This window comes from Pseudomonas aphyarum (genome assembly GCF_028657055.1).
In the GTDB taxonomy this organism is placed as follows: domain Bacteria; phylum Pseudomonadota; class Gammaproteobacteria; order Pseudomonadales; family Pseudomonadaceae; genus Aquipseudomonas; species Aquipseudomonas aphyarum.
On sequence record NZ_JAMDGS010000013.1, the window covers coordinates 271,817 to 297,479 of the forward strand.

The 25,663-nt window shown below is 55.3% G+C and carries 26 protein-coding genes, 4 tRNA genes and 1 rRNA gene; all 31 read right to left on the reverse strand.

What is annotated here, in order from left to right:
* The 31 genes from rpmC to rrf all read right to left on the reverse strand — a co-directional run bounded on the left by rpmC (position 1) and on the right by rrf (position 25,546).
* Entirely contained in the window at positions 1-192 is a 192-nt protein-coding gene (gene rpmC / locus M5G18_RS20590) for a 50S ribosomal protein L29 (RefSeq protein WP_002555481.1), read from the reverse strand.
* A complete protein-coding gene (gene rplP / locus M5G18_RS20595) occupies positions 192-605 on the reverse strand; it encodes a 50S ribosomal protein L16 (RefSeq protein WP_003228729.1) in 414 nt (137 codons plus the stop codon). Before rplP ends, rpmC begins: the two co-directional genes overlap by 1 nt.
* Before the next feature lie 12 nt (positions 606-617).
* On the reverse strand, positions 618-1,304 hold the full coding sequence (gene rpsC, locus M5G18_RS20600; RefSeq protein ID WP_003176422.1) for a 30S ribosomal protein S3: 687 nt from the start codon (positions 1,302-1,304) through the stop codon (positions 618-620).
* 13 nt (positions 1,305-1,317) lie between these two features.
* Positions 1,318-1,650 carry a 50S ribosomal protein L22 gene (gene rplV, locus M5G18_RS20605; protein WP_003103908.1) on the reverse strand — a complete coding sequence of 111 codons (333 nt, stop codon included), beginning with the start codon at positions 1,648-1,650 and terminating at the stop codon, positions 1,318-1,320.
* Between the two features lie 11 nt (positions 1,651-1,661).
* Positions 1,662-1,937: a 30S ribosomal protein S19 gene (gene rpsS, locus M5G18_RS20610; RefSeq protein WP_003228731.1), complete on the reverse strand. Its 276-nt coding sequence runs from the start codon at positions 1,935-1,937 to the stop codon at positions 1,662-1,664.
* A gap of 16 nt (positions 1,938-1,953) precedes the next feature.
* Positions 1,954-2,778, reverse strand: coding sequence for a 50S ribosomal protein L2 (gene rplB / locus M5G18_RS20615; protein WP_007955640.1), 825 nt, complete (start codon positions 2,776-2,778; stop codon positions 1,954-1,956).
* A 14-nt stretch (positions 2,779-2,792) separates the two neighbouring features.
* Positions 2,793-3,092 (reverse strand): 50S ribosomal protein L23, encoded by a 300-nt coding sequence (gene rplW, locus M5G18_RS20620; protein ID WP_002555488.1) that lies wholly within the window; start codon positions 3,090-3,092, stop codon positions 2,793-2,795.
* Entirely contained in the window at positions 3,089-3,691 is a 603-nt protein-coding gene (rplD, locus tag M5G18_RS20625) for a 50S ribosomal protein L4 (protein ID WP_003228735.1), read from the reverse strand. The genes rplW and rplD overlap by 4 nt, the downstream gene beginning before the upstream one ends.
* A 12-nt stretch (positions 3,692-3,703) precedes the next feature.
* Positions 3,704-4,339 (reverse strand): 50S ribosomal protein L3, encoded by a 636-nt coding sequence (gene rplC / locus M5G18_RS20630; protein ID WP_007955641.1) that lies wholly within the window; start codon positions 4,337-4,339, stop codon positions 3,704-3,706.
* Between the two features lie 80 nt (positions 4,340-4,419).
* Positions 4,420-4,731, reverse strand: coding sequence for a 30S ribosomal protein S10 (rpsJ, locus tag M5G18_RS20635; RefSeq protein ID WP_003186070.1), 312 nt, complete (start codon positions 4,729-4,731; stop codon positions 4,420-4,422).
* Between the two features lie 157 nt (positions 4,732-4,888).
* Positions 4,889-6,082, reverse strand: coding sequence for an elongation factor Tu (gene tuf / locus M5G18_RS20640; protein WP_262161732.1), 1,194 nt, complete (start codon positions 6,080-6,082; stop codon positions 4,889-4,891).
* 31 nt (positions 6,083-6,113) lie between these two features.
* Positions 6,114-8,219: an elongation factor G gene (gene fusA, locus M5G18_RS20645; protein ID WP_273897627.1), complete on the reverse strand. Its 2,106-nt coding sequence runs from the start codon at positions 8,217-8,219 to the stop codon at positions 6,114-6,116.
* A gap of 30 nt (positions 8,220-8,249) precedes the next feature.
* On the reverse strand, positions 8,250-8,723 hold the full coding sequence (gene rpsG, locus M5G18_RS20650; protein ID WP_007957592.1) for a 30S ribosomal protein S7: 474 nt from the start codon (positions 8,721-8,723) through the stop codon (positions 8,250-8,252).
* A gap of 108 nt (positions 8,724-8,831) precedes the next feature.
* Positions 8,832-9,203: a 30S ribosomal protein S12 gene (gene rpsL / locus M5G18_RS20655; RefSeq protein WP_003186084.1), complete on the reverse strand. Its 372-nt coding sequence runs from the start codon at positions 9,201-9,203 to the stop codon at positions 8,832-8,834.
* A 215-nt stretch (positions 9,204-9,418) separates the two neighbouring features.
* Positions 9,419-13,618, reverse strand: coding sequence for a DNA-directed RNA polymerase subunit beta' (gene rpoC / locus M5G18_RS20660; protein ID WP_007957594.1), 4,200 nt, complete (start codon positions 13,616-13,618; stop codon positions 9,419-9,421).
* A 63-nt stretch (positions 13,619-13,681) separates the two neighbouring features.
* Positions 13,682-17,755, reverse strand: coding sequence for a DNA-directed RNA polymerase subunit beta (rpoB, locus tag M5G18_RS20665; protein ID WP_007957595.1), 4,074 nt, complete (start codon positions 17,753-17,755; stop codon positions 13,682-13,684).
* Between the two features lie 220 nt (positions 17,756-17,975).
* Positions 17,976-18,341: a 50S ribosomal protein L7/L12 gene (gene rplL, locus M5G18_RS20670; protein WP_007957596.1), complete on the reverse strand. Its 366-nt coding sequence runs from the start codon at positions 18,339-18,341 to the stop codon at positions 17,976-17,978.
* Between the two features lie 79 nt (positions 18,342-18,420).
* Positions 18,421-18,921, reverse strand: coding sequence for a 50S ribosomal protein L10 (gene rplJ, locus M5G18_RS20675; RefSeq protein WP_007957597.1), 501 nt, complete (start codon positions 18,919-18,921; stop codon positions 18,421-18,423).
* 198 nt (positions 18,922-19,119) lie between these two features.
* The gene (gene rplA, locus M5G18_RS20680; protein WP_003228754.1) at positions 19,120-19,815 is read right to left on the reverse strand and encodes a 50S ribosomal protein L1; all 696 of its coding nucleotides are present in this window, start codon (positions 19,813-19,815) and stop codon (positions 19,120-19,122) included.
* The gene (gene rplK / locus M5G18_RS20685) at positions 19,815-20,246 is read right to left on the reverse strand and encodes a 50S ribosomal protein L11 (protein ID WP_003228756.1); all 432 of its coding nucleotides are present in this window, start codon (positions 20,244-20,246) and stop codon (positions 19,815-19,817) included. Before rplK ends, rplA begins: the two co-directional genes overlap by 1 nt.
* A gap of 117 nt (positions 20,247-20,363) precedes the next feature.
* Positions 20,364-20,897 carry a transcription termination/antitermination protein NusG gene (gene nusG / locus M5G18_RS20690; protein ID WP_007957598.1) on the reverse strand — a complete coding sequence of 178 codons (534 nt, stop codon included), beginning with the start codon at positions 20,895-20,897 and terminating at the stop codon, positions 20,364-20,366.
* Between the two features lie 9 nt (positions 20,898-20,906).
* Positions 20,907-21,275, reverse strand: a complete 369-nt coding sequence (gene secE, locus M5G18_RS20695; protein WP_007957600.1) for a preprotein translocase subunit SecE — start codon at positions 21,273-21,275, stop codon at positions 20,907-20,909.
* Between the two features lie 45 nt (positions 21,276-21,320).
* A tRNA-Trp gene (locus tag M5G18_RS20700) sits at positions 21,321-21,396 on the reverse strand.
* A gap of 53 nt (positions 21,397-21,449) precedes the next feature.
* Positions 21,450-22,643 (reverse strand): elongation factor Tu, encoded by a 1,194-nt coding sequence (gene tuf, locus M5G18_RS20705; RefSeq protein ID WP_273897626.1) that lies wholly within the window; start codon positions 22,641-22,643, stop codon positions 21,450-21,452.
* Positions 22,644-22,728: 85 nt separating this feature from the next.
* Positions 22,729-22,804 (reverse strand) — tRNA-Thr (locus tag M5G18_RS20710).
* Positions 22,805-22,830: 26 nt separating this feature from the next.
* A tRNA-Gly gene (locus M5G18_RS20715) sits at positions 22,831-22,904 on the reverse strand.
* Between the two features lie 25 nt (positions 22,905-22,929).
* Positions 22,930-23,014: transfer RNA gene (locus tag M5G18_RS20720), tRNA-Tyr, on the reverse strand.
* Between the two features lie 143 nt (positions 23,015-23,157).
* Positions 23,158-23,598, reverse strand: coding sequence for a hypothetical protein (locus tag M5G18_RS20725; RefSeq protein ID WP_273897625.1), 441 nt, complete (start codon positions 23,596-23,598; stop codon positions 23,158-23,160).
* 7 nt (positions 23,599-23,605) lie between these two features.
* Complete coding sequence (locus M5G18_RS20730) at positions 23,606-24,355, reverse strand: pantothenate kinase (RefSeq protein ID WP_273897624.1); 750 nt, start codon at positions 24,353-24,355, stop codon at positions 23,606-23,608.
* On the reverse strand, positions 24,345-25,298 hold the full coding sequence (gene birA, locus M5G18_RS20735; protein ID WP_273897623.1) for a bifunctional biotin--[acetyl-CoA-carboxylase] ligase/biotin operon repressor BirA: 954 nt from the start codon (positions 25,296-25,298) through the stop codon (positions 24,345-24,347). The genes M5G18_RS20730 and birA overlap by 11 nt, the downstream gene beginning before the upstream one ends.
* A gap of 132 nt (positions 25,299-25,430) precedes the next feature.
* A 5S ribosomal RNA gene (gene rrf / locus M5G18_RS20740) occupies positions 25,431-25,546 on the reverse strand.
* Positions 25,547-25,663 lie beyond the last annotated feature (117 nt).

Below are 25,663 nucleotides of genomic sequence, written 5' to 3' on the forward strand. Positions count from 1 at the left end.
TCACTTACCTGCCTGCTGGTTGAGCACAGTCTTCACGCGAGCGATGTCACGCTTAACTTGCGAGAGCAGATGAGACTGCCCCAACTGGCCAGTTGCTTTCTGCATGCGCAGATTGAACTGGTCGCGCAGCAAGCCGAGCAGTTGCTCGTTCAGCTGCTGTGCGGATTTTTCACGAAGTTCATTCGCTTTCATCACATCACCGTCCGTTTAACAAAGGAGGTGGCGAGCGGCAGCTTTGCAGCAGCCAGGGCGAAAGCCTCACGCGCCAGCTCTTCAGAAACACCCTCGATTTCATACAGGACTTTGCCTGGCTGAATCTGGGCAACCCAGTACTCCACGTTACCCTTACCTTTACCCATACGAACCTCGAGAGGTTTTTTGGAGATCGGCTTGTCCGGGAATACACGGATCCAGATCTTGCCGCCACGTTTTACGTGACGGGTCAGAGCACGACGCGCTGACTCGATCTGACGAGCGGTGAGACGACCACGAGCTACAGACTTCAGCGCGAACTCGCCGAAGCTGACTTTGCTACCGCGCAGTGCCAGACCACGGTTGTGGCCGGTCATCTGCTTGCGGAACTTCGTACGCTTAGGTTGCAACATTTGGCGTACCCCTTACTTAGCAGCTTTTTTACGAGGCGCTGGTGCTTGTGGCTTCAGCTCTTCTTGGCGACCACCAATTACTTCGCCTTTGAAGATCCAAACCTTTACACCGATCACACCGTAAGTGGTGTGAGCTTCGTAGTTGGCATAGTCGATGTCGGCACGCAGGGTGTGCAGTGGCACACGACCTTCGCGATACCATTCAGTACGTGCGATTTCAGCACCGCCGAGACGACCGCTCACTTGGATTTTGATGCCTTTGGCACCAATGCGCATGGCGTTCTGTACAGCGCGCTTCATGGCGCGACGGAACATTACACGACGCTCCAGCTGCTGAGCTACGCTCTGCGCAACCAGCATACCGTCGAGTTCCGGCTTGCGGATCTCTTCGATATTGATGTGCACAGGCACACCCATTTGCTTGGTCAGGTCCTGACGCAGTTTTTCAACATCTTCACCTTTCTTCCCGATAACAATACCTGGACGAGCGGTGTGGATGGTGATGCGTGCAGTTTGGGCCGGACGATGGATATCGATACGGCTTACGGACGCGCTTTTTAGTTTGTCTTGGAGGTATTCACGCACCTTCAGATCAGCGAACAAGTAGTCCGCATAAGTCCGACCGTCTGCGTACCAGACGGAGGTGTGCTCCTTGACGATTCCCAGGCGAATGCCAATGGGATGTACTTTCTGACCCATCTCTTCGACTCCGTTACTTGTCAGCAACCTTGACAGTGATATGGCAAGACCGCTTGACGATGCGATCAGCACGGCCTTTGGCACGTGGCATGATGCGCTTCAGCGAACGCCCTTCGTTGACGAAAACGGTGCTGACCTTCAGGTCATCAACGTCTGCGCCTTCGTTATGCTCGGCGTTGGCTACGGCCGACTCCAGCACTTTTTTCATGATCTCGGCGGCTTTCTTACTGCTGAAAGCCAACAGGTTGAGCGCTTCGCCCACCTTCTTCCCGCGGATCTGGTCGGCGACCAAGCGGGCTTTCTGGGCGGAGATTCGAGCGCCCGACAACTTAGCGGCTACTTCCATTTCCTTACCCCTTAACGCTTGGCTTTCTTGTCTGCCACGTGCCCGCGATAAGTGCGGGTACCGGCGAACTCGCCCAGTTTGTGGCCGACCATGTCTTCGTTTACGAGAACTGGGACGTGCTGACGACCGTTGTGTACAGCGATGGTCAGACCGACCATTTGTGGCAGGATCATCGAACGACGCGACCAAGTCTTAATTGGTTTGCGATCGTTCTTTTCCGCCGCCACTTCGATCTTCTTCAGTAGGTGAAGATCAATAAAAGGACCTTTTTTCAGAGAACGTGGCACTGTCGTATCCCTCTATTTACTTGCGACGACGGACGATCATTTTGTCGGTACGCTTATTACCACGAGTCTTCGCGCCCTTAGTCGGGAAGCCCCATGGCGATACCGGATGACGACCACCAGAGGTACGACCTTCACCACCACCATGTGGGTGGTCAACCGGGTTCATGGCAACACCACGAACGGTTGGGCGAACGCCACGCCAGCGCTTGGCACCAGCTTTACCCAGCGAACGCAGGCTGTGCTCGGAGTTCGAGACTTCGCCCAGGGTCGCACGGCACTCAGCCAGTACTTTACGCATTTCACCGGAACGCAGACGCAGGGTCACGTAAACGCCTTCACGAGCGATCAGCTGAGCCGAAGCACCAGCGGAACGAGCGATCTGTGCGCCTTTACCTGGCTTCAGTTCGATGCCGTGCACGGTAGAACCGACTGGAATGTTGCGCAGTTGCAGAGCGTTACCTGGCTTGATTGGAGCCAGGGCACCTGCGATCAGCGTGTCGCCAGCACTCACGCCTTTAGGGGCGATGATGTAGCGGCGTTCGCCGTCTGCGTAGCAGAGCAGTGCGATGTGAGCAGTACGGTTTGGATCGTATTCGATACGCTCGACAGTGGCGACGATGCCATCTTTGTCGTTGCGACGGAAATCGACCATACGGTAATGCTGCTTATGACCACCACCGATGTGACGAGTGGTAATACGGCCATTGTTGTTACGACCACCAGACTTCGATTTTTTCTCGAGCAGCGGTGCGTGAGGAGCGCCTTTATGCAGCTCCTGGTTGACCACCTTGACCACAAAACGGCGGCCAGGGGAAGTCGGTTTGCATTTAACGATTGCCATGATGCACCCCTTCCTTACTCAGCACTGCTGCTGAAATCGAGATCTTGGCCTGGCTGAAGGGAGATAACTGCCTTCTTCCAGTCATTACGCTTGCCCAGACCGCGAGCGGTGCGCTTGCTCTTACCCAGAACGTTCAGGGTAGTAACACGCTCAACTTTCACGCTGAACAGGCTTTCGACGGCCTTCTTGATTTCCAGCTTGGTTGCGTCAGTAGCAACCTTGAAAACGAACTGGCCTTTCTTGTCTGCCAGAACCGTAGCCTTCTCGGAAACGTGCGGGCCAAGCAGAACTTTAAATACGCGTTCCTGGTTCATCCCAGCAGCTCCTCGAATTTCTTCACGGCCGACACGGTGATCAACACCTTGTCGTATGCGATCAGACTAACTGGATCGGAACCTTGCACGTCACGTACATCTACGTGTGGCAGGTTGCGAGCAGCCAGGTACAGGTTCTGATCAACAGCGTCCGACACGATCAGAACGTCGGTCAGGCTCATGTTGTTCAGTTTGCCCAGCAGGTCTTTGGTTTTCGGAGTTTCAACTGCGAAATCCTGAACCACGACCAGACGATCAGTACGCACCAGCTCAGCAAGGATGGAACGCATTGCTGCGCGATACATCTTCTTGTTCAGCTTCTGGGAGTGATCCTGTGGACGAGCTGCGAAAGTGGTGCCGCCGCCGCGCCAGATTGGGCTACGGATGGTACCAGCACGAGCACGGCCAGTACCTTTCTGACGCCATGGGCGCTTACCGCCACCACGAACGTCGGAACGGGTCTTTTGCTGCTTGCTACCTTGACGGCCGCCGGCCATGTAGGCCACGACTGCTTGGTGAACCAGCGTCTCGTTGAATTCGCCGCCAAATGTCAGTTCGGAAACTTCGATCGCTTGAGCGTCATTTACATTTAATTGCATGTCAGCTTCCCCTTAACCGCGAGCCTTGGCTGCTGGACGTACAACCAGGTTGCCGCCAGTAGCGCCAGGAACAGCACCCTTGACCAGCAACAGATTGCGTTCAGCGTCCACGCGCACTACTTCCAGGGACTGCACGGTCACGCGCTCAGCGCCCATATGACCGGACATTTTTTTGCCCTTGAATACACGACCAGGAGTCTGGCACTGGCCGATAGAGCCTGGGACGCGGTGGGATACGGAGTTACCGTGGGTGTTATCTTGCCCGCGGAAATTCCAACGCTTGATCGTACCCTGGAAGCCTTTACCTTTGGACTGACCGGTTACATCAACCAGTTGACCAGCAGCGAAGATTTCAGCGTTGATCAGATCGCCGGCCTGGTACTCGCCTTCTTCAAGGCGGAATTCCATTACGGTACGACCAGCGGCAACGTTCGCCTTGGCGAAGTGGCCAGCCTGAGCAGCTGTTACACGGGAAGCACGACGCTCGCCGACAGTGACTTGCACTGCACGATAGCCATCGGTTTCTTCAGTTTTGAACTGGGTGACGCGATTCGGCTCGATCTCAATGACCGTGACCGGAATGGAGACACCTTCTTCGGTGAAAATACGGGTCATACCCGCTTTACGACCGACTACACCAATAGTCATGTTGTAAACCTCATGAGTGTACGGGGCTTTCACCCGCTATGGCCGCCCATTTCAGAGCGTTACACGACCAAGACCGAGTCTTAGCCGAGGCTGATCTGCACTTCCACACCGGCCGCAAGATCAAGCTTCATAAGTGCATCAACGGTTTTATCCGTTGGCTGGACGATGTCCAGAACGCGCTTATGAGTGCGGATCTCGTACTGGTCGCGCGCGTCTTTGTTGACGTGCGGGGAAACCAGAACGGTGAACCGCTCTTTACGGGTAGGCAGTGGAATTGGACCACGCACTTGAGCACCAGTACGTTTCGCGGTTTCCACGATTTCCTGGGTTGATTGGTCGATCAGGCGATGGTCAAAAGCCTTCAACCTGATACGGATTTGCTGATTTTGCATTGGATTTCAGACTCCGGCTGCTATTCCCACCGGGCGCAATACGCCCGTTAAAAGGAGGCGCAATTCTATAGACGCCCCAGATAGGTGTCAACCCAATAAAAAAGCCCCCGCTAAGCGGGGGCTTTTTCAACTCATCGAAGCTGACTCAATAAAGAGATCACTCGATGATTTTAGCTACGACGCCAGCACCAACGGTACGGCCGCCTTCACGGATTGCGAAACGCAGACCGTCTTCCATCGCGATGGTTTTGATCAGGGTAACAGTCATCTGAATGTTGTCACCTGGCATTACCATTTCAACGCCTTCTGGCAGCTCGCAGTTACCAGTCACGTCAGTAGTACGGAAGTAGAACTGTGGACGATAGCCTTTGAAGAACGGAGTGTGACGACCGCCTTCTTCCTTGCTCAGAACGTAAACTTCTGCGGTGAACTTGGTGTGCGGCTTAACCGAACCCGGCTTAACCAGAACCTGACCACGCTCAACGTCGTCACGCTTGGTGCCACGCAGCAGAACGCCGCAGTTCTCGCCAGCACGACCTTCGTCCAGCAGCTTGCGGAACATCTCAACACCGGTGCAGGTGGTGGTGGTGGTGTCACGCAGACCAACGATTTCCAGGGCGTCTTGAACGCGAACGATACCGCGCTCGATACGACCGGTCACAACAGTACCGCGACCCGAGATCGAGAATACGTCTTCGATTGGCATCAGGAATGGCTTGTCGATCATACGAACTGGCTCTGGGATGTAGCTGTCCAGAGTTTCAACCAGTTTACGAACGGCAGTGGTGCCCATTTCGTTGTCGTCTTTGCCTTCCAGCGCCATACGAGCCGAACCGATGATGATCGGAGTGTCGTCGCCTGGGAAGTCGTAGGTGGACAGCAGGTCGCGAACTTCCATCTCAACCAGTTCCAACAGCTCAGCGTCGTCTACCAGGTCAGCCTTGTTCAGGAAAACCACGATGTACGGAACGCCTACCTGACGGGACAGCAGGATGTGCTCACGGGTTTGTGGCATCGGACCATCAGCGGCCGAGCAAACCAGGATCGCGCCGTCCATCTGGGCAGCACCGGTGATCATGTTCTTCACGTAGTCAGCGTGACCTGGGCAGTCAACGTGAGCGTAGTGACGAATAGTCGAGTTGTACTCAACGTGCGCGGTGTTGATGGTGATACCACGAGCTTTTTCTTCTGGTGCGCTGTCGATCTTGTCGAAGTCAACGATTGCCGAACCGAAAACTTCGGAGCAAACGCGAGTCAGAGCAGCAGTCAGAGTGGTTTTACCGTGGTCAACGTGACCGATGGTGCCAACGTTGACGTGCGGTAGGGAACGATCAAATTTTTCTTTAGCCACGACAATTAACTCCTAGCCTAAAGGGGCTGAATCAGCCTTGTTTTTTGGTAACGGATTCGACGATGTGCGACGGAGCCGTATCGTATTTTTTGAATTCCATAGAGTAGCTTGCGCGACCCTGGGACATGGAACGAACGTCGGTCGCATAACCGAACATCTCACCCAGTGGAACTTCGGCACGGATAACCTTGCCGGACACTGTGTCTTCCATACCCTGGATCATGCCGCGACGACGGTTAAGGTCGCCCATCACATCACCCATATAGTCTTCAGGCGTAACAACCTCTACCGCCATGATCGGCTCGAGCAACTCACCACCGCCCTTCTGGGCCAGTTGCTTGGTCGCCATGGAAGCAGCCACTTTAAACGCCATCTCGTTGGAGTCGACGTCGTGGTAAGAACCATCGAACACGGTAGCCTTCAGGCCGATCAGCGGATAGCCGGCAACAACGCCGTTCTTCATCTGCTCTTCGATACCCTTCTGGATAGCCGGGATGTATTCCTTAGGAACCACACCACCCACTACTTCGTTCACGAATTGCAGACCTTCCTGACCTTCGTCAGCAGGAGCAAAGCGAATCCAGCAGTGACCGAACTGGCCACGACCGCCGGACTGACGAACGAACTTGCCTTCGATTTCGCAGTTCTTCGTGATGCGCTCACGGTACGAAACCTGTGGCTTGCCGATGTTGGCTTCGACGTTGAACTCACGGCGCATCCGGTCAACCAGGATGTCCAGGTGCAGCTCGCCCATGCCGGAGATGATCGTTTGACCAGTCTCTTCATCAGTTTTAACGCGGAAAGACGGGTCTTCCTGAGCAAGTTTGCCCAGAGCGATACCCATTTTTTCCTGGTCATCCTTGGTCTTAGGCTCTACGGCAACCGAAATAACCGGCTCCGGGAAGTCCATGCGAACCAGGATGATTGGCTTGTCAGCGTTGCAGAGGGTTTCACCAGTGGTGACGTCCTTCATGCCGATCAGGGCCGCGATGTCGCCAGCGCGCACTTCCTTGATCTCTTCACGGGCGTTTGCGTGCATTTGCACCATACGACCCACGCGCTCTTTCTTGCCTTTAACCGAGTTGATCACGCCGTCGCCGGAGTTCAACACGCCCGAGTAAACGCGGACGAAGGTCAAGGTACCCACGAATGGGTCGGTAGCGATCTTGAACGCCAGAGCGGCGAACGGCTCGTCGTCGCTTGCATGACGCTCCATCTCTTCTTCCTCGTTATCAGGGTTGGAACCCTTGATAGCAGGAATGTCGGTCGGAGCAGGCAGGAAGTCGATAACGGCGTCGAGAACCAGGGGAACGCCCTTGTTCTTGAACGAAGAACCGCAAACAGCCAGAACGATTTCGCCGGCGATAGTACGTGCACGCAGAGCAGCCTTGATCTCTTCGATCGACAGCTCTTCGCCTTCCAGGTACTTGTTCATCAGATCTTCGTTGGCTTCGGCGGCGGCTTCAACCATGTTGTTGCGCCACTCTTCAGCCAGCTCGAGCATGTCCGCAGGGATTTCCTTGCGAACTGGAACCATACCCTTGTCAGAGTCATTCCAGTAGACAGCTTGCATGTTGATCAGGTCGATCTGGCCCTGGAAGTTGTCTTCCGAACCGATAGCCAGCTGGATCGGCACCGGAGTGTGACCCAGACGCTGCTTGATCTGACCGATCACGCGCAGGAAGTTGGCACCAGCACGGTCCATCTTGTTTACGTAAACAAGACGTGGAACGCCGTATTTGTTGGCCTGACGCCATACGGTTTCCGACTGAGGCTCAACACCCGAAGTACCGCAGAACACAACGACAGCGCCGTCGAGTACGCGCAGGGAACGTTCTACTTCAATGGTGAAGTCTACGTGGCCCGGGGTATCGATTACGTTGAAGCGATGCTCGTGCGGGTACTGCTTCTCGGAACCTTTCCAGAAGGCGGTAATGGCAGCAGAAGTAATGGTAATACCACGCTCCTGCTCCTGAACCATCCAGTCTGTGGTCGCGGCGCCGTCATGCACCTCGCCCATTTTGTGACTTTTGCCAGTGTAAAAAAGGACGCGCTCGGTGGTGGTGGTTTTGCCAGCATCCACGTGAGCGACGATACCGATGTTACGGTAGCGACTAATCGGAGTAGTACGAGCCATAAAGCCCTCGCAAAATTAGTGAAGCTAAAATTAGAAGCGGTAGTGCGAGAAAGCTTTGTTAGCTTCGGCCATACGGTGCACGTCTTCACGCTTCTTAACAGCAGCACCTTTACCTTCAGCAGCATCCAGCAGCTCGCCAGCCAAGCGCAGAGCCATAGACTTCTCGCCGCGCTTGCGGGCGAAGTCTACCAACCAGCGCATTGCCAGAGCGTTACGACGGGACGGACGAACCTCGACCGGAACCTGGTAAGTAGCACCACCAACGCGGCGCGACTTCACTTCGACCAGCGGAGCGATGGCGTCGAGTGCTTTTTCGAAGAGTTCCAGGGGATCGGTGCCGGTCTTGCGAGCCGCAACGGTTTCCAGGGCACCATAAACGATACGCTCGGCAACGGCTTTCTTGCCGCTTTCCATAACGTGGTTCATGAATTTGGCGAGGATTTGGCTTCCGTATTTCGGATCGTCCAGAATCTCACGCTTTGCTGCTACGCGACGTCTTGGCATTGATAAGCCCTCAAACGGTCTTCAGGTTAGCTCGGGACAGATCCAGTGGATGCGCGCCCGACCTTACTCTTATCGACTCAATAAAATGAAAATCTGCAAAACGGCCGATTACTTCGGACGCTTGGTACCGTACTTCGAACGACCTTGGTTACGACCTTTAACGCCGGAAGTATCCAGGGAGCCGCGAACGGTGTGGTAACGAACACCTGGCAAGTCTTTTACACGACCGCCGCGGATCAGTACCACGCTGTGCTCTTGCAGGTTGTGGCCTTCACCACCGATGTACGAGGAAACCTCGAAACCGTTGGTCAGACGCACACGGCATACTTTACGCAGTGCCGAGTTAGGTTTTTTCGGCGTAGTGGTGTACACACGGGTGCACACGCCACGACGTTGCGGGCAGTTCTGCAGCGCAGGTACGTCGGATTTCTCGACGATACGCTTACGCGGCTGACGTACCAGCTGGTTGATAGTTGCCATCTACTAGCTCCACTGTTGTCTTGCGACGCTATTGTCTTGCAAGAAAAGCAAAATGGCAGGAACGAATTCCCGCCAAATTTAGGGGATCAAGAGTCTAAAGAGGATCTTGTCCCCAGTCAAGGCAAGGCCCCGACCTCCCCGCTCGTCGAACCTCGACAAATTGTCTCGATTCGATGAACGGCTTGATCAGGGCCTCAGCTCATTTTTCGCAGAACTCAGTTACCGCTCGAGTTCAGCGCTTCGGTCAGTGCAGCTTCCACTTCACTGGCGCTTACGCGCAACGGCTTGTCTGCATCACGACGACGCTTGCGCTCGCTGTGATAAGCCAGACCGGTACCGGCCGGGATCAGACGACCCACAACCACGTTTTCTTTCAGGCCGCGCAGGTAATCGCGCTTGCCGGTTACGGCCGCTTCGGTCAGTACGCGGGTGGTTTCCTGGAAGGAAGCCGCCGAGATGAACGATTCGGTCGACAACGACGCCTTGGTGATACCCAGCAGAACGCGGGTGAACTTGGAGACAAACTTGTCTTCCGCATTCAGACGCTCGTTCTCTACCAGAACGTGAGTCAGTTCCATCTGGTCGCCCTTGATGAAGCTGGAGTCGCCGGACTCGGAGATCTCAACTTTACGCAGCATCTGACGCAGGATGGTCTCGATGTGCTTGTCGTTGATCTTCACGCCTTGCAGACGGTAAACGTCCTGGATCTCGTTGACGATGTACTTGGCCAGCGCGCTCACACCCAGCAGACGCAGGATGTCGTGCGGATCGCTCGGACCGTCGGAGATAACTTCGCCGCGGTTTACCTGTTCGCCTTCGAACACGTTCAGGTGACGCCACTTCGGAATCAGCTCTTCGTACGGATCGCTACCGTCGTTCGGGGTAATGACCAGACGGCGCTTGCCTTTGGTCTCTTTACCGAACGCGATGGTGCCGCTGACTTCAGCCAGAATCGACGCTTCTTTCGGACGACGGGCTTCGAACAGGTCGGCAACACGCGGCAGACCACCGGTGATGTCACGGGTTTTCGAAGTTTCTTGCGGGATACGAGCGATAACATCACCGATCGCGATCTTCGCACCGTCCGCAACACCGACCAGGGCGTTGGCTGGCAGGAAATACTGAGCGATAACGTCAGTGCCTGGCAGCAACAGATCCTTGCCGTTGTCATCAACCATCTTCACCGCAGGACGGATGTCCTTGCCGGCAGCCGGACGATCTTTGGCATCGAGTACTTCAATGTTGGTCATACCGGTCAATTCGTCAGTCTGACGCTTGATCGTGATGCCTTCTTCCATGCCCACGTAGGTCACGGTACCTTTCATTTCGGTAACGATCGGGTGAGTGTGCGGATCCCACTTGGCCACGATTGCGCCAGCGTCGACCTTGTCACCTTCTTTAACCGAAATCACGGCACCGTACGGCAGCTTGTAACGCTCGCGCTCACGACCGAAGTCGTCAGCGATTGCCAGCTCACCGGAACGGGACACAGCAACCAGGTTGCCATCCACACGCTCAACGTGTTTCAGGTTGTGCAGACGGACGGTACCGCCATTCTTCACCTGAACGCTGTCGGCTGCGGAAGTACGGCTTGCCGCACCACCGATGTGGAACGTACGCATCGTCAGCTGGGTACCCGGCTCACCGATGGACTGGGCAGCGATAACGCCGACCGCTTCACCGATGTTCACCTGGTGACCACGAGCCAGGTCACGGCCGTAGCACTTGGCGCAAATGCCATAGCGGGTTTCGCAGCTGATCGGCGAACGCACGATCACTTCGTCGATGCTGTTCAGCTCGATGAACTCGACCCACTTCTCGTCTACCAGGGTGCCAGCAGGAACGATGACGTCCTCGGTACCCGGCTTGAATACGTCACGGGCAATGACACGACCCAATACGCGCTCACCCAACGGCTCTACAACGTCACCGCCTTCAATGTGCGGAGTCATCAGCAGACCGTGTTCGGTGCCGCAATCGATCTCGGTCACGACCAGATCCTGCGCCACGTCTACCAGACGACGAGTCAGGTAACCGGAGTTCGCAGTTTTCAACGCGGTATCCGCCAGACCTTTACGAGCACCGTGAGTCGAGATGAAGTACTGGAGTACGCTCAGACCTTCACGGAAGTTCGCAGTAATTGGCGTTTCAATGATGGAACCGTCCGGCTTGGCCATCAGACCACGCATACCTGCCAGCTGACGAATCTGTGCTGCGGAACCCCGCGCACCCGAGTCGGCCATCATGTACATCGAGTTGAACGACTCTTGCTCGACTTCGTCGCCATGACGGTCGATGACTTTCTCTTTCGAGAGGTTGGCCATCATCGCCTTGGAGACTTCGTCGTTCGCTTTCGACCAAAGGTCGATCACTTTGTTGTACTTCTCGCCCTGGGTTACCAGGCCGGAGGCGTACTGGCTCTCGATCTCTTTCACTTCGTCGGTGGCAGCACCGATGATGCGGGCTTTTTCATCCGGGATAACGAAGTCGTTAACACCGATGGAAACGCCGGAAATGGTCGAGTAGGCAAAACCGGTGTACATCAACTGGTCAGCGAAGATCACGGTCTCTTTCAGACCAACCACGCGGTAGCACTGGTTGATCAGCTTGGAGATCGCCTTTTTCTTCATCGGCAGGTTGACGACGTCGAACGACAGACCTTTTGGCACAACCTGGAACAGCAGCGCACGGCCGACAGTGGTGTCGACGATACGGGTGTTGTTCACGCTGTTGCCGTCACGATCGTTCACGGTTTCGTTGATACGAACCTTGATCTTGGCGTGCAGTGCGGCTTCGCCGGCACGGAACACACGGTCAACTTCCTGCAGATCCGCGAACACACGACCTTCGCCCTTGGCGTTGATCGCTTCACGGGTCATGTAGTACAGACCCAATACAACGTCCTGCGACGGAACGATGATTGGCTCACCGTTGGCTGGCGACAGAATGTTGTTGGTCGACATCATCAACGCACGCGCTTCGAGCTGGGCTTCCAGCGTCAGCGGTACGTGCACGGCCATTTGGTCGCCGTCGAAGTCGGCGTTGTACGCGGCGCAGACCAGCGGGTGCAGCTGGATAGCCTTACCTTCGATCAGTACCGGTTCAAACGCCTGGATACCCAGACGGTGAAGGGTCGGTGCACGGTTGAGAAGAACCGGGTGTTCGCGAATCACTTCAGCGAGAACGTCCCAAACTTCCGGCAGCTCGCGCTCGACCATTTTCTTGGCCGCTTTGATGGTGGTCGCCAGACCACGCATTTCCAGCTTGCCGAAAATGAACGGCTTGAACAGCTCGAGAGCCATCTTCTTCGGCAGACCGCACTGGTGCAGACGCAGGGTCGGACCTACGGTAATTACCGAACGACCGGAGTAGTCAACACGCTTACCGAGCAAGTTCTGACGGAAACGACCTTGCTTACCCTTGATCATGTCAGCCAGGGATTTCAGAGGACGTTTGTTCGAACCGGTGATAGCGCGGCCACGACGACCGTTGTCGAGCAGGGCATCGACAGCTTCCTGCAACATACGCTTTTCGTTGCGCACGATGATGTCCGGAGCGGACAGATCCAGCAGACGCTTCAAACGGTTGTTACGGTTGATCACTCGACGATACAGATCGTTGAGGTCGGAAGTCGCGAAACGACCGCCATCCAGCGGAACCAGTGGACGCAGATCTGGCGGCAGAACCGGCAGAACGGTCAGCACCATCCACTCTGGCAGGTTGCCGGAACCCTGGAAGGCTTCCATCAACTTCAGACGCTTGGACAGCTTCTTGATCTTGGTTTCGGAGTTGGTTTGCGGAATTTCTTCACGCAGACGGCCAATCTCGTGTTCCAGGTCGATAGCGTGCAGCAGTTCACGGACAGCTTCGGCACCCATGCGGGCGTCGAAATCGTCACCGAACTCTTCCAGCGCTTCGAAGTACTGCTCGTCGTTCAGCAGCTGACCTTTTTCAAGAGTGGTCATGCCCGGGTCGATAACGACATAGCTCTCGAAGTAGAGAACGCGCTCGATATCACGCAGGGTCATGTCCATCAGCAGGCCGATACGGGACGGCAGCGATTTCAGGAACCAGATGTGGGCAACCGGCGAAGCCAGTTCGATGTGCGCCATGCGCTCACGACGAACCTTGGCCAGTGCAACTTCAACGCCGCACTTCTCGCAGATCACACCACGGTGCTTCAAGCGCTTGTACTTACCGCACAGGCACTCGTAATCCTTTACCGGGCCAAAGATCTTGGCGCAGAACAGACCGTCACGCTCAGGTTTGAACGTACGGTAGTTGATGGTTTCCGGCTTTTTAACTTCACCGAACGACCACGAGCGGATCATCTCAGGCGAGGCCAATCCGATACGGATGGCGTCGAACTCTTCGACTTGACCCTGGTTTTTCAGCAAATTCAGTAGGTCTTTCAAGGCCTTTCCTCCTGGCGGAGCAGAGAGCGGGCAATCCTGCCCCGCTCTCGATCGCGTCACGTGTTATTCGGTTTCCAGATCGATATCGATGCCGAGGGAACGAATTTCCTTGATCAACACGTTGAAGGACTCGGGCATGCCCGGCTCCATACGGTGATCGCCGTCCACGATGTTTTTGTACATCTTGGTCCGGCCGTTCACATCGTCCGACTTCACTGTGAGCATTTCTTGCAGAGTGTAAGCAGCACCGTATGCTTCCAGTGCCCAGACCTCCATCTCCCCGAAACGCTGACCACCGAACTGCGCCTTACCACCCAGCGGCTGCTGGGTAACCAGGCTGTACGAACCGGTAGAACGCGCGTGCATCTTGTCGTCTACCAAGTGGTTCAGCTTCAGCATGTACATGTAGCCAACGGTAACTGGACGCTCGAACTTGTTGCCGGTACGGCCGTCGGTCAGCTGCATCTGGCCGCTTTCTGGCAGGTCTGCCAGTTTCAGCATGGCCTTGATTTCGCTTTCCTTGGCACCGTCGAACACTGGAGTGGCCATTGGAACACCGCCACGCAGGTTCTTCGCCAGATCCAGGATTTCCTGATCGGAGAAGCTGTCCAGATCTTCGTTACGACCGCCGATCTGGTTGTAGATCTCGTCCAGGAAGGTACGCAGCTCAGCGACTTTGCGCTGCTCTTCGACCATCCGGTTGATCTTCTCGCCCAGACCTTTGGCCGCGAGGCCCAGGTGGGTTTCAAGGATCTGACCAACGTTCATACGCGAAGGTACGCCCAGCGGGTTGAGGACCACGTCGACCGGTGTGCCATTGGCATCGTGCGGCATGTCTTCAACCGGCATGATCACGGAGACCACACCTTTGTTACCGTGACGACCGGCCATCTTGTCGCCCGGCTGGATGCGACGACGGATTGCCAGGTAAACCTTGACGATCTTCAGCACGCCCGGAGCCAGGTCATCGCCCTGCTGCAGTTTGCGCTTCTTGTCTTCGAACTTGTCGTCCAGCAGACGGCGACGATCAACGATGTAGGCCTGAGCCTTCTCGAGCTGCTCGTTCAGAGCATCTTCAGCCATGCGCAGTTTGAACCACTGACCATGCTCAAGACCGTCGAGTACTTCGTCGGTGATGTCCTGACCTTTCTTCAGGCCCGCGCCGCCTTCAGCCTTGTGGCCTACCAGAGCGGAACGCAGACGTTCGAAGGTCGCGCCTTCAACGATGCGGAACTCTTCGTTCAGATCCTTGCGGATCTCGTCCAGCTGGGACTTCTCGATCGACAGTGCACGAGCATCACGCTCAACGCCGTCACGCGTGAAGACCTGTACGTCGATGACAGTACCTTTGGTACCGGTTGGCACGCGCAGGGAGGTGTCTTTAACGTCGCTGGCTTTTTCACCGAAGATCGCACGCAGCAGTTTTTCTTCCGGAGTCAGCTGGGTCTCGCCTTTCGGAGTGACCTTACCTACCAGGATGTCGCCTGCGCCGACTTCAGCACCTACGTAAACGATACCGGCTTCGTCCAGCTTGTTCAGTGCAGCTTCACCCACGTTCGGGATGTCCGCAGTGATTTCCTCTGGGCCAAGCTTGGTGTCACGAGCCACGCAGGTCAGTTCCTGAATGTGGATCGTGGTGAAGCGGTCTTCCTGAACCACACGCTCGGACAGGCAGATGGAGTCTTCGAAGTTGAAGCCGTTCCATGCCATGAACGCGATGCGCATGTTCTGACCCAGAGCCAGTTCACCCATGTCGGTTGACGGGCCGTCGGCCATGATGTCGCTGCGCTGAACGCGATCACCCTTGCTCACCAGCGGACGCTGGTTGATGCAGGTGTTCTGGTTCGAGCGGGTGTATTTGGTCAGGTTGTAGATGTCGACACCAGCTTCGCCGGTTTCAACTTCGTCATCAGCAACACGAACCACGATACGGCTGGCATCAACGGAGTCGATCACGCCGCCACGACGAGCCACGACGCAAACGCCGGAGTCGCGAGCCACGTTACGCTCCATGCCGGTACCGACCAGCGGCTTGTCAGCACGCAGGGTTGGTACAGCCTGACGCTGCATGTTCGAACCCATCAACGCACGGTTGGCGTCGTCGTGCTCGAGGAACGGAATCAGCGACGCTGCAACCGAAACTACCTGCTTCGGCGAAACGTCCATCAAGGTGACGTCTTCAGGCGCCTTGACGGTGAATTCGTTCAGGTGACGTACGGCCACCAGTTCGTCGATCAGGACTTTCTGCTCGTTCATGGTCGCCGAAGCCTGCGCGATCACGTGATCGGCTTCTTCAATGGCGGACAGGAACACGATGTCGTCGGTGACCACACCCTCTTTCACCACGCGGTACGGGCTCTCGAGGAAGCCGTACTGGTTGGTGCGAGCGTAAGCAGCCAGGGAGTTGATCAGACCGATGTTCGGACCTTCCGGCGTTTCAATCGGGCAGACACGACCGTAGTGAGTCGGGTGTACGTCACGGACTTCGAAGCCCGCGCGCTCACGAGTCAGACCGCCAGGGCCGAGTGCAGAGACACGACGCTTGTGGGTGATCTCGGACAACGGGTTGTTCTGGTCCATGAACTGCGACAGCTGGCTGGAACCGAAGAACTCTTTCACCGCCGCAGCCACTGGCTTGGCGTTGATCAGGTCTTGCGGCATCAGGCCTTCGCTTTCAGCCATCGACAGACGCTCTTTGACCGCACGCTCAACACGTACCAGGCCAACGCGGAACTGGTTCTCGGCCATTTCGCCTACGCAGCGAACACGACGGTTACCCAGGTGGTCGATGTCGTCGACGATGCCTTTACCGTTACGGATGTCGACCAGAGTCTTCAGTACCGCGACGATGTCTTCCTTGCACAGCACGCCCGAACCTTCGATCTCGGTACGACCGATACGACGGTTGAACTTCATCCGGCCGACCGCAGACAGGTCATAGCGCTCAGGGCTGAAGAACAGGTTGTTGAACAGGGTCTCGGCAGCGTCTTTGGTTGGCGGCTCGCCTGGACGCATCATGCGATAGATCTCGACCAGCGCTTCCAATTGGTTGCTGGTGGAGTCGATCTTCAGCGTGTCGGAGACGAACGGACCGCAGTCGATGTCGTTGGTGTACAGAGTTTCGATGCGTACGACGCCGGCCTTGGCGATTTTCGCCAGGATCTCGGTCGACAGCTCGGTGTTGCACTCTGCCAGGATCTCACCGGTAGCCGGGTGCACGATGGCCTTGGCGGTGGTACGACCCAGAACGTAATCCAGAGGCACGTCCAGCTCTTTGATCCCGGCTTTTTCCAGCTGGTTGATGTGGCGGGCAGTAATACGACGGCCCTGCTCAACGATCACCTTGCCTTTGTCATCCTGGATGTCGAGAACCGCAACTTCACCACGCAGGCGCTGAGGCACCAGCTCCAGGCTCAGGCCTTCGCCTTTCACGTGGAATACGTTGGTGGTGTAGAACGCGTCCAGCACTTCCTCGGTGGTATAACCGAGCGCGCGCAGCAGTACCGAGGCCGGCAGCTTGCGACGACGGTCGATACGTACGAATACGCAATCTTTCGGGTCGAACTCGAAGTCCAGCCACGAACCGCGGTAAGGAATGATGCGCGCGGAGTACAGCAGTTTGCCGGAGCTGTGCGTCTTGCCACGGTCGTGGTCGAAGAACACGCCCGGGGAACGGTGCAGCTGGGAAACGATAACACGCTCGGTACCGTTGATTACGAAGGTACCGTTCTCAGTCATCAATGGGATTTCACCCATGTAGACTTCTTGCTCTTTGATGTCCTTGATCGCTTTGTTCGACGATTCTTTGTCGAAAATGATCAGGCGCACTTTTACCCGCAAAGGTACGGCGAAAGTTACACCGCGCAATACGCATTCTTTGACATCAAATGCCGGTTCGCCCAGGCGATAACCGACGTACTCCAGCGCAGCATTGCCGGAGTAGCTGATGATCGGGAAAACGGATTTGAAGGCCGCATGCAGGCCCACGTCGCGGAACTGATCTTTAGTCGCTCCCGCTTGCAAGAATTCACGATACGAATCCAGCTGGATGGCCAGGAGGTAAGGCACATCCATGACGTCCGGCAACTTGCTAAAGTCCTTGCGGATACGTTTTTTCTCAGTATATGAGTAAGCCATCAGCGTTCCCCAGCTTGGTCACCTGCTTGTTTGGCCCCTCCCGACGGGAGCAGCCAGAAAATCGTGCAAACCCCATGGTTTGCGCCACCGCATCGGGTGGTTACAGCTCGTTATCGACACCGACCCAGTCGGCTGCCAATAACGGAAAAAGGCCGGTGGCAAGAGCCACCAGCCATCAGCCTGTCGCTTGACGCTCGGGCTGGAGGAGCAAAGTCGATGCTTATTTCAGCTCGACTTTAGCGCCTGCTTCTTCCAGCTTCTTCTTAGCGTCTTCAGCAGCTTCTTTCGAAACGCCTTCAGCTACAACCTGAGGAGCGCCGTCGACTTTCTCTTTGGCTTCTTTCAGGCCCAGACCGGTCAGTTCACGAACTGCCTTGATCACGTTTACTTTCTTCTCGCCGGCTTCAACCAGAACAACGTTGAACTCGGTTTGCTCTTCAACAACAGCGGCAGCAGCAGCTGGACCAGCAGCAGCAACAGCAGCGGTCACGCCGAAGGTTTCTTCCATTGCTTTGATCAGCTCAACAACTTCCAGAACGGTTTTCTGGCCGATTGCTTCGATGATTTGTTCGTTAGTCAGAGACATGACTCAATTCCTGATTTGGTGGACAGCCTGTACGGCCGTCGAAATAAACAAAAATACGCGAGAGTGGAAACGCTCAGCCTCAGGCTGCAGCTGCTTCTTTCTGATCGCGAATTGCCGCCAGAGTACGAGCCAGCTTGCTGGTAGCGCCTTGAATCACGCTCATCAGTTTCGCAATAGCTTCGTCGCGAGTTGGCAGGCTTGCCAGCACGTCGATCTCATTCGCTGCGAGGAACTTGCCCTCGAACGAAGCTGCCTTGATCTCGAACTTATCCTGACCCTTGGCAAATTCCTTGAACAGACGAGCAGCAGCGCCCGGGTGTTCGTTGGAGAATGCAATCAGGGTCGGGCCGGTGAACACGTCGTTGAGGACACTGTAAGGAGTGTCAGCAACAGCGCGCTTGAGCAGGGTGTTACGTACAACACGTACGTAAACGCCAGCTTCACGAGCCTCTTTACGGAGTCCGGTCATTGCGCCTACTGTTACGCCACGGGCATCAACCACGACAGCGGACAGAGCGACTTTGGCAGCCTCGTTGACTTCAGCGACGATGGCCTTCTTGTCTTCGAGATTAATTGCCACGGGTTTAACTCCTGCTTGTTACCGTTTCATTCGATCGAAACCGAATGTCGTTTTGGTGTCTGATTCGGTAAGGAACCGGGAGCACCATCTGCGTAGGCTTGAGGTTTAAGACTTGCGTCGCCTACGGTCTTGGATAGCCCCCGCCAGGCAGGGACCCCAATCTTTCAACTGGCGCAGTCAACTGCGCCAATTTTTGTCTTACGCGTCCAGCGAGCTCTGGTCGATGACCAGACCTGGGCCCATAGTGGTGCTCAGGGTAACGCGCTTGACGTAGATACCTTTCGAAGAAGCTGGCTTGATACGCTTCAGATCAGCGATCAGGGCTTCAACGTTTTCCTTCAGCTTGACGGCATCGAAGCCGATCTTGCCAACGGAAGTGTGGATGATGCCGTTTTTGTCGGTGCGATAACGAACCTGACCAGCCTTGGCATTTTTAACCGCGGTAGCGACGTCTGGGGTAACAGTGCCGACTTTCGGGTTAGGCATCAGACCACGTGGACCGAGGATCTGACCCAGTTGACCTACAACGCGCATTGCATCCGGGGATGCGATCACTACGTCATAGTTCAGGTCGCCGCCTTTCATTTCGGCAGCCAGGTCGTCCATACCTACACGGTCAGCGCCGGCAGCCAGAGCGGCCTCAGCAGCTGGACCCTGGGTGAACACAGCAACGCGAACAGTCTTGCCAGTGCCGTGTGGCAGCACAGTAGCGCTACGAACGACCTGGTCGGATTTACGCGGGTCTACGCCCAGGTTTACAGCTACGTCGAACGACTCGCTGAACTTGACAGTCGACAGCTCGGCCAGCAGCGCAGCGGCGTCTACAATGTTGTAGGCCTTGCCTGCTTCGATTTTGCCGGCGATAGCCTTTTGACGCTTGGTCAGCTTAGCCATTACACACCCTCCACGTTAAGGCCCATGCTACGAGCAGAACCGGCGATAGTACGCACGGCTGCATCCATATCAGCTGCAGTCAGATCCGCGTTTTTGGTTTTCGCGATTTCTTCCAGCTGAGCACGGGTAACAGTGCCAACCTTAACGGTGTTCGGACGAGCGGAACCGCTGGTCAGACCGGCCGCTTTCTTCAGCAGAACCGAAGCAGGGGTGGATTTGGTTTCGAAAGTGAAGCTACGGTCGCTGTAGACAGTGATGATCACTGGAGTCGGCAGACCAGCTTCCAGACCCTGGGTACGGGCGTTGAAAGCTTTGCAGAATTCCATGATGTTCACGCCGTGCTGACCCAGAGCAGGACCAACAGGTGGGCTTGGGTTAGCCTGAGCGGCCTTCACTTGCAGCTTGATGTAAGCGGTAATCTTCTTGGCCATGAGGCACTCCAATTACGGGTTCGAACGCCTCGAAAGGCTCCCCGGTTACTTGCGCGTTTATCCCAGTGACGACAAAACCCCACAGCCTAGGGCTGTGGGGTTGGGATGCTTGCTCAGCTAGACCTTTTCGACCTGACTGAACTCCAACTCTACCGGAGTAGAGCGTCCGAAAATGAGCACTGCCACTTGGATCCGGCTCTTTTCGTAGTTAACTTCTTCAACAACACCGTTAAAGTCAGCAAACGGACCGTCATTGACCCGAACGGTTTCGCCTGGCTCGAACAACGTTTTCGGCTTCGGCTTGTCACTACCGTCAGCAACGCGACGCAGAATCGCCTCAGCTTCTTTATCAGTGATTGGTGCTGGCTTATCAGCAGTACCGCCGATAAAACCCATCACCCGAGGAGTATCCTTGACCAAGTGCCAAGTACCCTCGTTCATATCCATCTGAACCAGCACATAACCTGGGAAGAATTTGCGCTCGCTTTTGCGTTTCTGGCCATTACGCATTTCAACCACTTCTTCAGTGGGAACCAGAATTTCGCCGAAGCCATCTTCCATGCCAGCCAGCTTTACACGCTCGATCAACGAACGCATGACATGCTTCTCGTAACCCGAGTAAGCATGCACAACGTACCAACGCTTAGCCACGGGACACCCTTAGCCGACAATCAAGGAAACAAGCCAGCCGAGCAGGGAATCAAGACCCCACAACAGCAACGCCATAACCAGAACAACAGCCACAACAATCAGCGTGGTCTGCGTGGTTTCTTGGCGAGTTGGCCATACGACTTTACGAATCTCGGTGCGAGCTTCCTTAACCAGTACAAAGAAAGACTTGCCCTTGGCAGTCTGTAGGCCTACAAAGGCAGCTACAGCAGCAATAACAAGCAATGCGAGTACACGGTACAGGATCGGCGAAGCAGCGTAATACTGATTACCGACAACGCCAACGATTACCAAAGCGACTACTACAAGCCACTTGAGCAAATCGAAGCGAGAGCCTTGAGCTTCAGCTTTAGGAGTCATCTATGAAGATCCTGTGAAAAGAAAGCCAGACACACCGAGTGAATCTGGCAGGTCAGGAGGGAATCGAACCCCCAACCTACGGTTTTGGAGACCGTCGCTCTGCCAATTGAGCTACTGACCTAAAACAAAATCAGGCCGACCATTATGCCGGCCTGAAAAAGACATTACAACTGTTTACTCGATGATCTTGGCTACGACGCCAGCACCAACGGTACGGCCGCCTTCACGGATTGCGAAACGCAGACCGTCTTCCATCGCGATGGTTTTGATCAGGGTAACAGTCATCTGAATGTTGTCACCTGGCATTACCATTTCAACGCCTTCTGGCAGCTCGCAGTTACCAGTCACGTCAGTAGTACGGAAGTAGAACTGTGGACGGTAGCCTTTGAAGAACGGAGTGTGACGACCGCCTTCTTCCTTGCTCAGAACGTAAACTTCTGCAGTGAACTTGGTGTGCGGCTTAACCGAACCCGGCTTAACCAGAACCTGACCACGCTCAACGTCGTCACGCTTGGTGCCACGCAGCAGAACGCCGCAGTTCTCGCCAGCACGACCTTCGTCGAGCAGCTTGCGGAACATTTCAACACCGGTGCAGGTGGTGACGGTAGTGTCACGCAGACCAACGATTTCCAGTGGATCCTGAACGCGAACGATACCGCGCTCGATACGACCGGTCACAACAGTACCGCGACCCGAGATCGAGAACACGTCTTCGATTGGCATCAGGAACGGCTTGTCGATCATACGAACCGGCTCTGGGATGTAGCTGTCCAGAGTTTCCACCAGCTTCTTAACAGCGGTGGTGCCCATTTCGTTGTCATCCTTGCCTTCCAGAGCCATACGAGCCGAACCGATGATGATCGGAGTGTCGTCGCCTGGGAAGTCATAGGTAGACAGCAGGTCGCGAACTTCCATCTCAACCAGCTCCAGCAGCTCCGCGTCGTCTACCAGGTCAGCCTTGTTCAGGAAAACCACGATGTACGGAACGCCTACCTGACGGGACAGCAGAATGTGCTCACGGGTTTGTGGCATCGGACCATCAGCGGCCGAGCAAACCAGGATCGCGCCGTCCATCTGCGCAGCACCAGTGATCATGTTCTTCACGTAGTCAGCGTGACCTGGGCAGTCAACGTGAGCGTAGTGACGAATGTTCGAGTTGTACTCAACGTGCGCGGTGTTGATGGTGATACCGCGAGCTTTTTCTTCTGGAGCGCTGTCGATCTTGTCGAATTCAACTACGGCCGAACCGAAAACTTCGGAGCAGACGCGAGTCAGAGCAGCGGTCAGCGTGGTTTTACCGTGGTCTACGTGACCGATGGTGCCAACGTTGACGTGCGGCAGGGAACGATCAAATTTTTCCTTAGCCATCGATATCACCCCTAACAGAAGAAATTGAGCAAACAACACAAGCCATTAAAACAAAGGCAGATATTTTCATATCTGCCTTGTTATATGGAGCTCTTGAGCGGATTTGAACCGCTGACCTCACCCTTACCAAGGGTGTGCTCTACCAACTGAGCTACAAGAGCGTAACACCTTGCACAACCTGCAAACTTGGAGCGGGTAGCGGGAATCGAACCCGCATCATCAGCTTGGAAGGCTGAGGTTCTACCACTAAACTATACCCGCGGAGCCTGCAGCTCACGCTAAAATCTGGTGGAGGGAGAAGGATTCGAACCTTCGAAGTCGTAGACGTCAGATTTACAGTCTGATCCCTTTGGCCGCTCGGGAACCCCTCCTAATCAGGCCGGCATTCTATACTATGCCAAACCCCTGTCAAGCATTTTCTCATTTAAAAACCTGAGGTTAGCTGCATTGACACCGCCCCGCTGCTGCTACCTTTTCAGGTCTTCGCTGTGGAGCGGGCGCCATTCTATGCAAACTATTCAGTAGGTGCAACCCCCTCGCACAGCATTATTTTATGTTTTAACTCATTGAATTCCTTGGAAAGGTTTTGTAGCTGAGCATCACCCAGCAAACGCTGGGTTTCGGGCGTAATCTGGAACCAATATGAGCCGCCGGAAGACTCTTTTGATGAAGGAAGAGCTTTTGCTCCAAGCTCCGTCAAACGCTGCTCCAACGCCTGAACGGACTCGGGGCGCGCCAGACCACCTACATAAAGGCACTGCCCATCAGACCTTCCCCCAGTCCTTTTTTCACGGGAAGCATCACCACCAGCCTCACTCAGCAAGCGAATATCCTGTTGCGAGCCGCGATAAAGACTGAGCGGCGTGACATCCTTTGCGCGTAGCGGGGCCTCCTGCTGATGCCAGACGTAATAAAACACATTGAGTACCAGAAGCAGAAGGAACAACCAACGCATACAAACCTCAGGACAAAGGACACGCCATAGCCAAACCCACGAACACCAAATCGGCAACAACCCGAGCCTCAGGCGCGACATCCGAGACCAACTCGGCATCACCACCCGTAATGAAGACACTGTAGTCATCACCCCAGTAAGAACGAGCCATCTCCAGCTGCGTCAATACGAATCCTCTTAGCATCAACGAACAGCCACGCTCGACAGCCTCAGCTGTGTTGCGCCCAGGAGCCTGACTCGTCAATGCTCGCTCCGCCGCCAGGTCTCCATAGCGAATTTTTCGAGTATGCGTACGCAACTGATTACGCATCAGCGGCATGCCAGGACAAATGAAGCCTCCCAGATGTTCACCGCCCGCGGAGATAAAGTCCGCAGTCACTGCCGTCCCGAAGTCAAGAACCAGACAAGCACCTTTAGCCAGGTGAAAACCACCAAGCATCGCCAGCCAGCGATCGAGACCAAGGCGCTCATAGTCGTCGTAACCATTCTTTACGCCGGACATCTCGCGAGCGGGCGCCGCACAGACAACGGAAATGCCGAACTCGTGCTTGAGCAAGCCAATCAGCAAATTGGTCTCATCTTCAGTTCTTACGCTGACAAGGCGACATTTACCGAGAGATACCTTCTCAAGCGACCGAAGACTGTCGACCAAGGCGCCATCAGAGTCGACCACACCTTCTGCGACCAAGGCGCCCAACGCTGCACTCAGCACCCGCCACTTGATAAAACTGTTTCCACAATCGAGCTCAAGAATCATCACGCAACCTCAAGCTGAGCTCACCACCACTAAAGACCTTTTCCACACCATCTACCTTTAGCCGCAGCGCGCCTTGATTATCGATTCCCAGCACCACACCCTCTACCTGATTGACACCGGCAGTGAGAGAAACCGGCTGCCCCTGCCACAAATGGCTCGCCTCCCACTCCGCCTGAAGCGCAGAGAAGCCACCTGACTGGTGACGTCGCAGATAGAGTTGCAACTGCTTACTCAGCTCAACCGCCAGAATATTGCGATCACAAGATTTACCCGACTCTAGACGCATTGAAGTCCATTGCTGATCGACTTCGTCTGTAGCCTGCATGTTCACATTAATGCCCACGCCCAACACTACATGACAAACGTCCGCTGGATCTCCGACGAGCTCCAGCAGGATGCCTGCAATTTTTTTTCGCCCAACCAAAACATCATTGGGCCATTTCAGCCCCGCACCTGGCACCCCAAGCGTGCGCAGTGTCTGCATGACCGCGAGACCGACAACGAGACTTAGCCCCTCGAGCTGACGCATCCCACCATCGATACGCAACACGAGGCTGTAATAGAGATTTTCAGCAAACGGACTCACCCATTTACGGCCTCTGCGCCCCCGCCCTAAGCTCTGGCGCTCAGCCAGCACAAGAAAGGGAGCCGCCCGCCCCCCATCCACCGCGCGCAGCGATTCAGCATTAGTAGAGTCGACGGAATCCAAGACACTGACAGACCAGCCGGCAAGACCTTCCTCTATTGCGAGCGAGTCAAGCAACGCCAGTGGCGATGCCAATTGATAGCCCCGCCCTCGAACTTTATGTATGGATAACCCAAGCTCTGCCTCCAGATGCTGAAGCTGCTTCCACACCGCACTTCGACTAATTCCCAGAGCAACACCCAGGGCCTGACCGGAATGGAATCGACCATCCTTCAGAAGGTTCAACAACGTCAGCATGCAGGTCTCGCCTCAGAATGAGGCCCGAATAATAGCCATGCACCGGGCCGCTGCATAGAATTCAAACAATCCATTTTCCTGCGGGCAAAACAAAACCCCAACTGCTTTCGCAATTGGGGTTTCGGAATTTAATCTTGACGATGACCTACTCTCACATGGGGAAACCCCACACTACCATCGGCGATGCATCGTTTCACTTCTGAGTTCGGGATGGGATCAGGTGGTTCCAACGCTCTATGGTCGTCAAGAAATTCGGGTACTGAGTCGTGGCCGGATGGCCTCGCTTCAGCAAATTGGGTATGTGACAGCTAGGTGTTTTGTGAGCGTCGAACTTTCGGTTCATTGCGTCTTCACACACCGCAATC

Excerpts from the sequence above, each read along its gene's own strand:
- rplV (WP_003103908.1), bottom strand. The coding sequence starts at position 1,650 with ATGGAAGTAGCCGCTAAGTTGTCGGGCGCTCGAATCTCCGCCCAGAAA.
- rpsJ (WP_003186070.1), bottom strand. The coding sequence starts at position 4,731 with ATGCAAAATCAGCAAATCCGTATCAGGTTGAAGGCTTTTGACCATCGC.
- rpoB (WP_007957595.1), bottom strand. The coding sequence starts at position 17,755 with ATGGCTTACTCATATACTGAGAAAAAACGTATCCGCAAGGACTTTAGC.
- fusA (WP_273897627.1), bottom strand. The coding sequence starts at position 8,219 with ATGGCTCGTACTACTCCGATTAGTCGCTACCGTAACATCGGTATCGTC.
- rplP (WP_003228729.1), bottom strand. The coding sequence starts at position 605 with ATGTTGCAACCTAAGCGTACGAAGTTCCGCAAGCAGATGACCGGCCAC.
- rplC (WP_007955641.1), bottom strand. The coding sequence starts at position 4,339 with ATGACTATTGGTGTAGTCGGTCGTAAAGCGGGTATGACCCGTATTTTC.
- rplW (WP_002555488.1), bottom strand. The coding sequence starts at position 3,092 with ATGAACCAGGAACGCGTATTTAAAGTTCTGCTTGGCCCGCACGTTTCC.
- rplD (WP_003228735.1), bottom strand. The coding sequence starts at position 3,691 with ATGCAATTAAATGTAAATGACGCTCAAGCGATCGAAGTTTCCGAACTG.
- rplB (WP_007955640.1), bottom strand. The coding sequence starts at position 2,778 with ATGGCAATCGTTAAATGCAAACCGACTTCCCCTGGCCGCCGTTTTGTG.
- rpsL (WP_003186084.1), bottom strand. The coding sequence starts at position 9,203 with ATGGCAACTATCAACCAGCTGGTACGTCAGCCGCGTAAGCGTATCGTC.
- M5G18_RS20730 (WP_273897624.1), bottom strand. The coding sequence starts at position 24,355 with ATGATTCTTGAGCTCGATTGTGGAAACAGTTTTATCAAGTGGCGGGTG.
- rpsG (WP_007957592.1), bottom strand. The coding sequence starts at position 8,723 with ATGCCAAGACGTCGCGTAGCAGCAAAGCGTGAGATTCTGGACGATCCG.
- secE (WP_007957600.1), bottom strand. The coding sequence starts at position 21,275 with ATGACTCCTAAAGCTGAAGCTCAAGGCTCTCGCTTCGATTTGCTCAAG.
- rpmC (WP_002555481.1), bottom strand. The coding sequence starts at position 192 with ATGAAAGCGAATGAACTTCGTGAAAAATCCGCACAGCAGCTGAACGAG.
- M5G18_RS20725 (WP_273897625.1), bottom strand. The coding sequence starts at position 23,598 with ATGCGTTGGTTGTTCCTTCTGCTTCTGGTACTCAATGTGTTTTATTAC.
- rplL (WP_007957596.1), bottom strand. The coding sequence starts at position 18,341 with ATGTCTCTGACTAACGAACAAATCATCGAAGCAATCGGCCAGAAAACC.
- tuf (WP_273897626.1), bottom strand. The coding sequence starts at position 22,643 with ATGGCTAAGGAAAAATTTGATCGTTCCCTGCCGCACGTCAACGTTGGC.
- rpsC (WP_003176422.1), bottom strand. The coding sequence starts at position 1,304 with ATGGGTCAGAAAGTACATCCCATTGGCATTCGCCTGGGAATCGTCAAG.
- rplK (WP_003228756.1), bottom strand. The coding sequence starts at position 20,246 with ATGGCCAAGAAGATTACCGCTTACATCAAGCTGCAAGTGAAGGCCGCT.
- rplA (WP_003228754.1), bottom strand. The coding sequence starts at position 19,815 with ATGGCTAAGCTGACCAAGCGTCAAAAGGCTATCGCCGGCAAAATCGAA.
- birA (WP_273897623.1), bottom strand. The coding sequence starts at position 25,298 with ATGCTGACGTTGTTGAACCTTCTGAAGGATGGTCGATTCCATTCCGGT.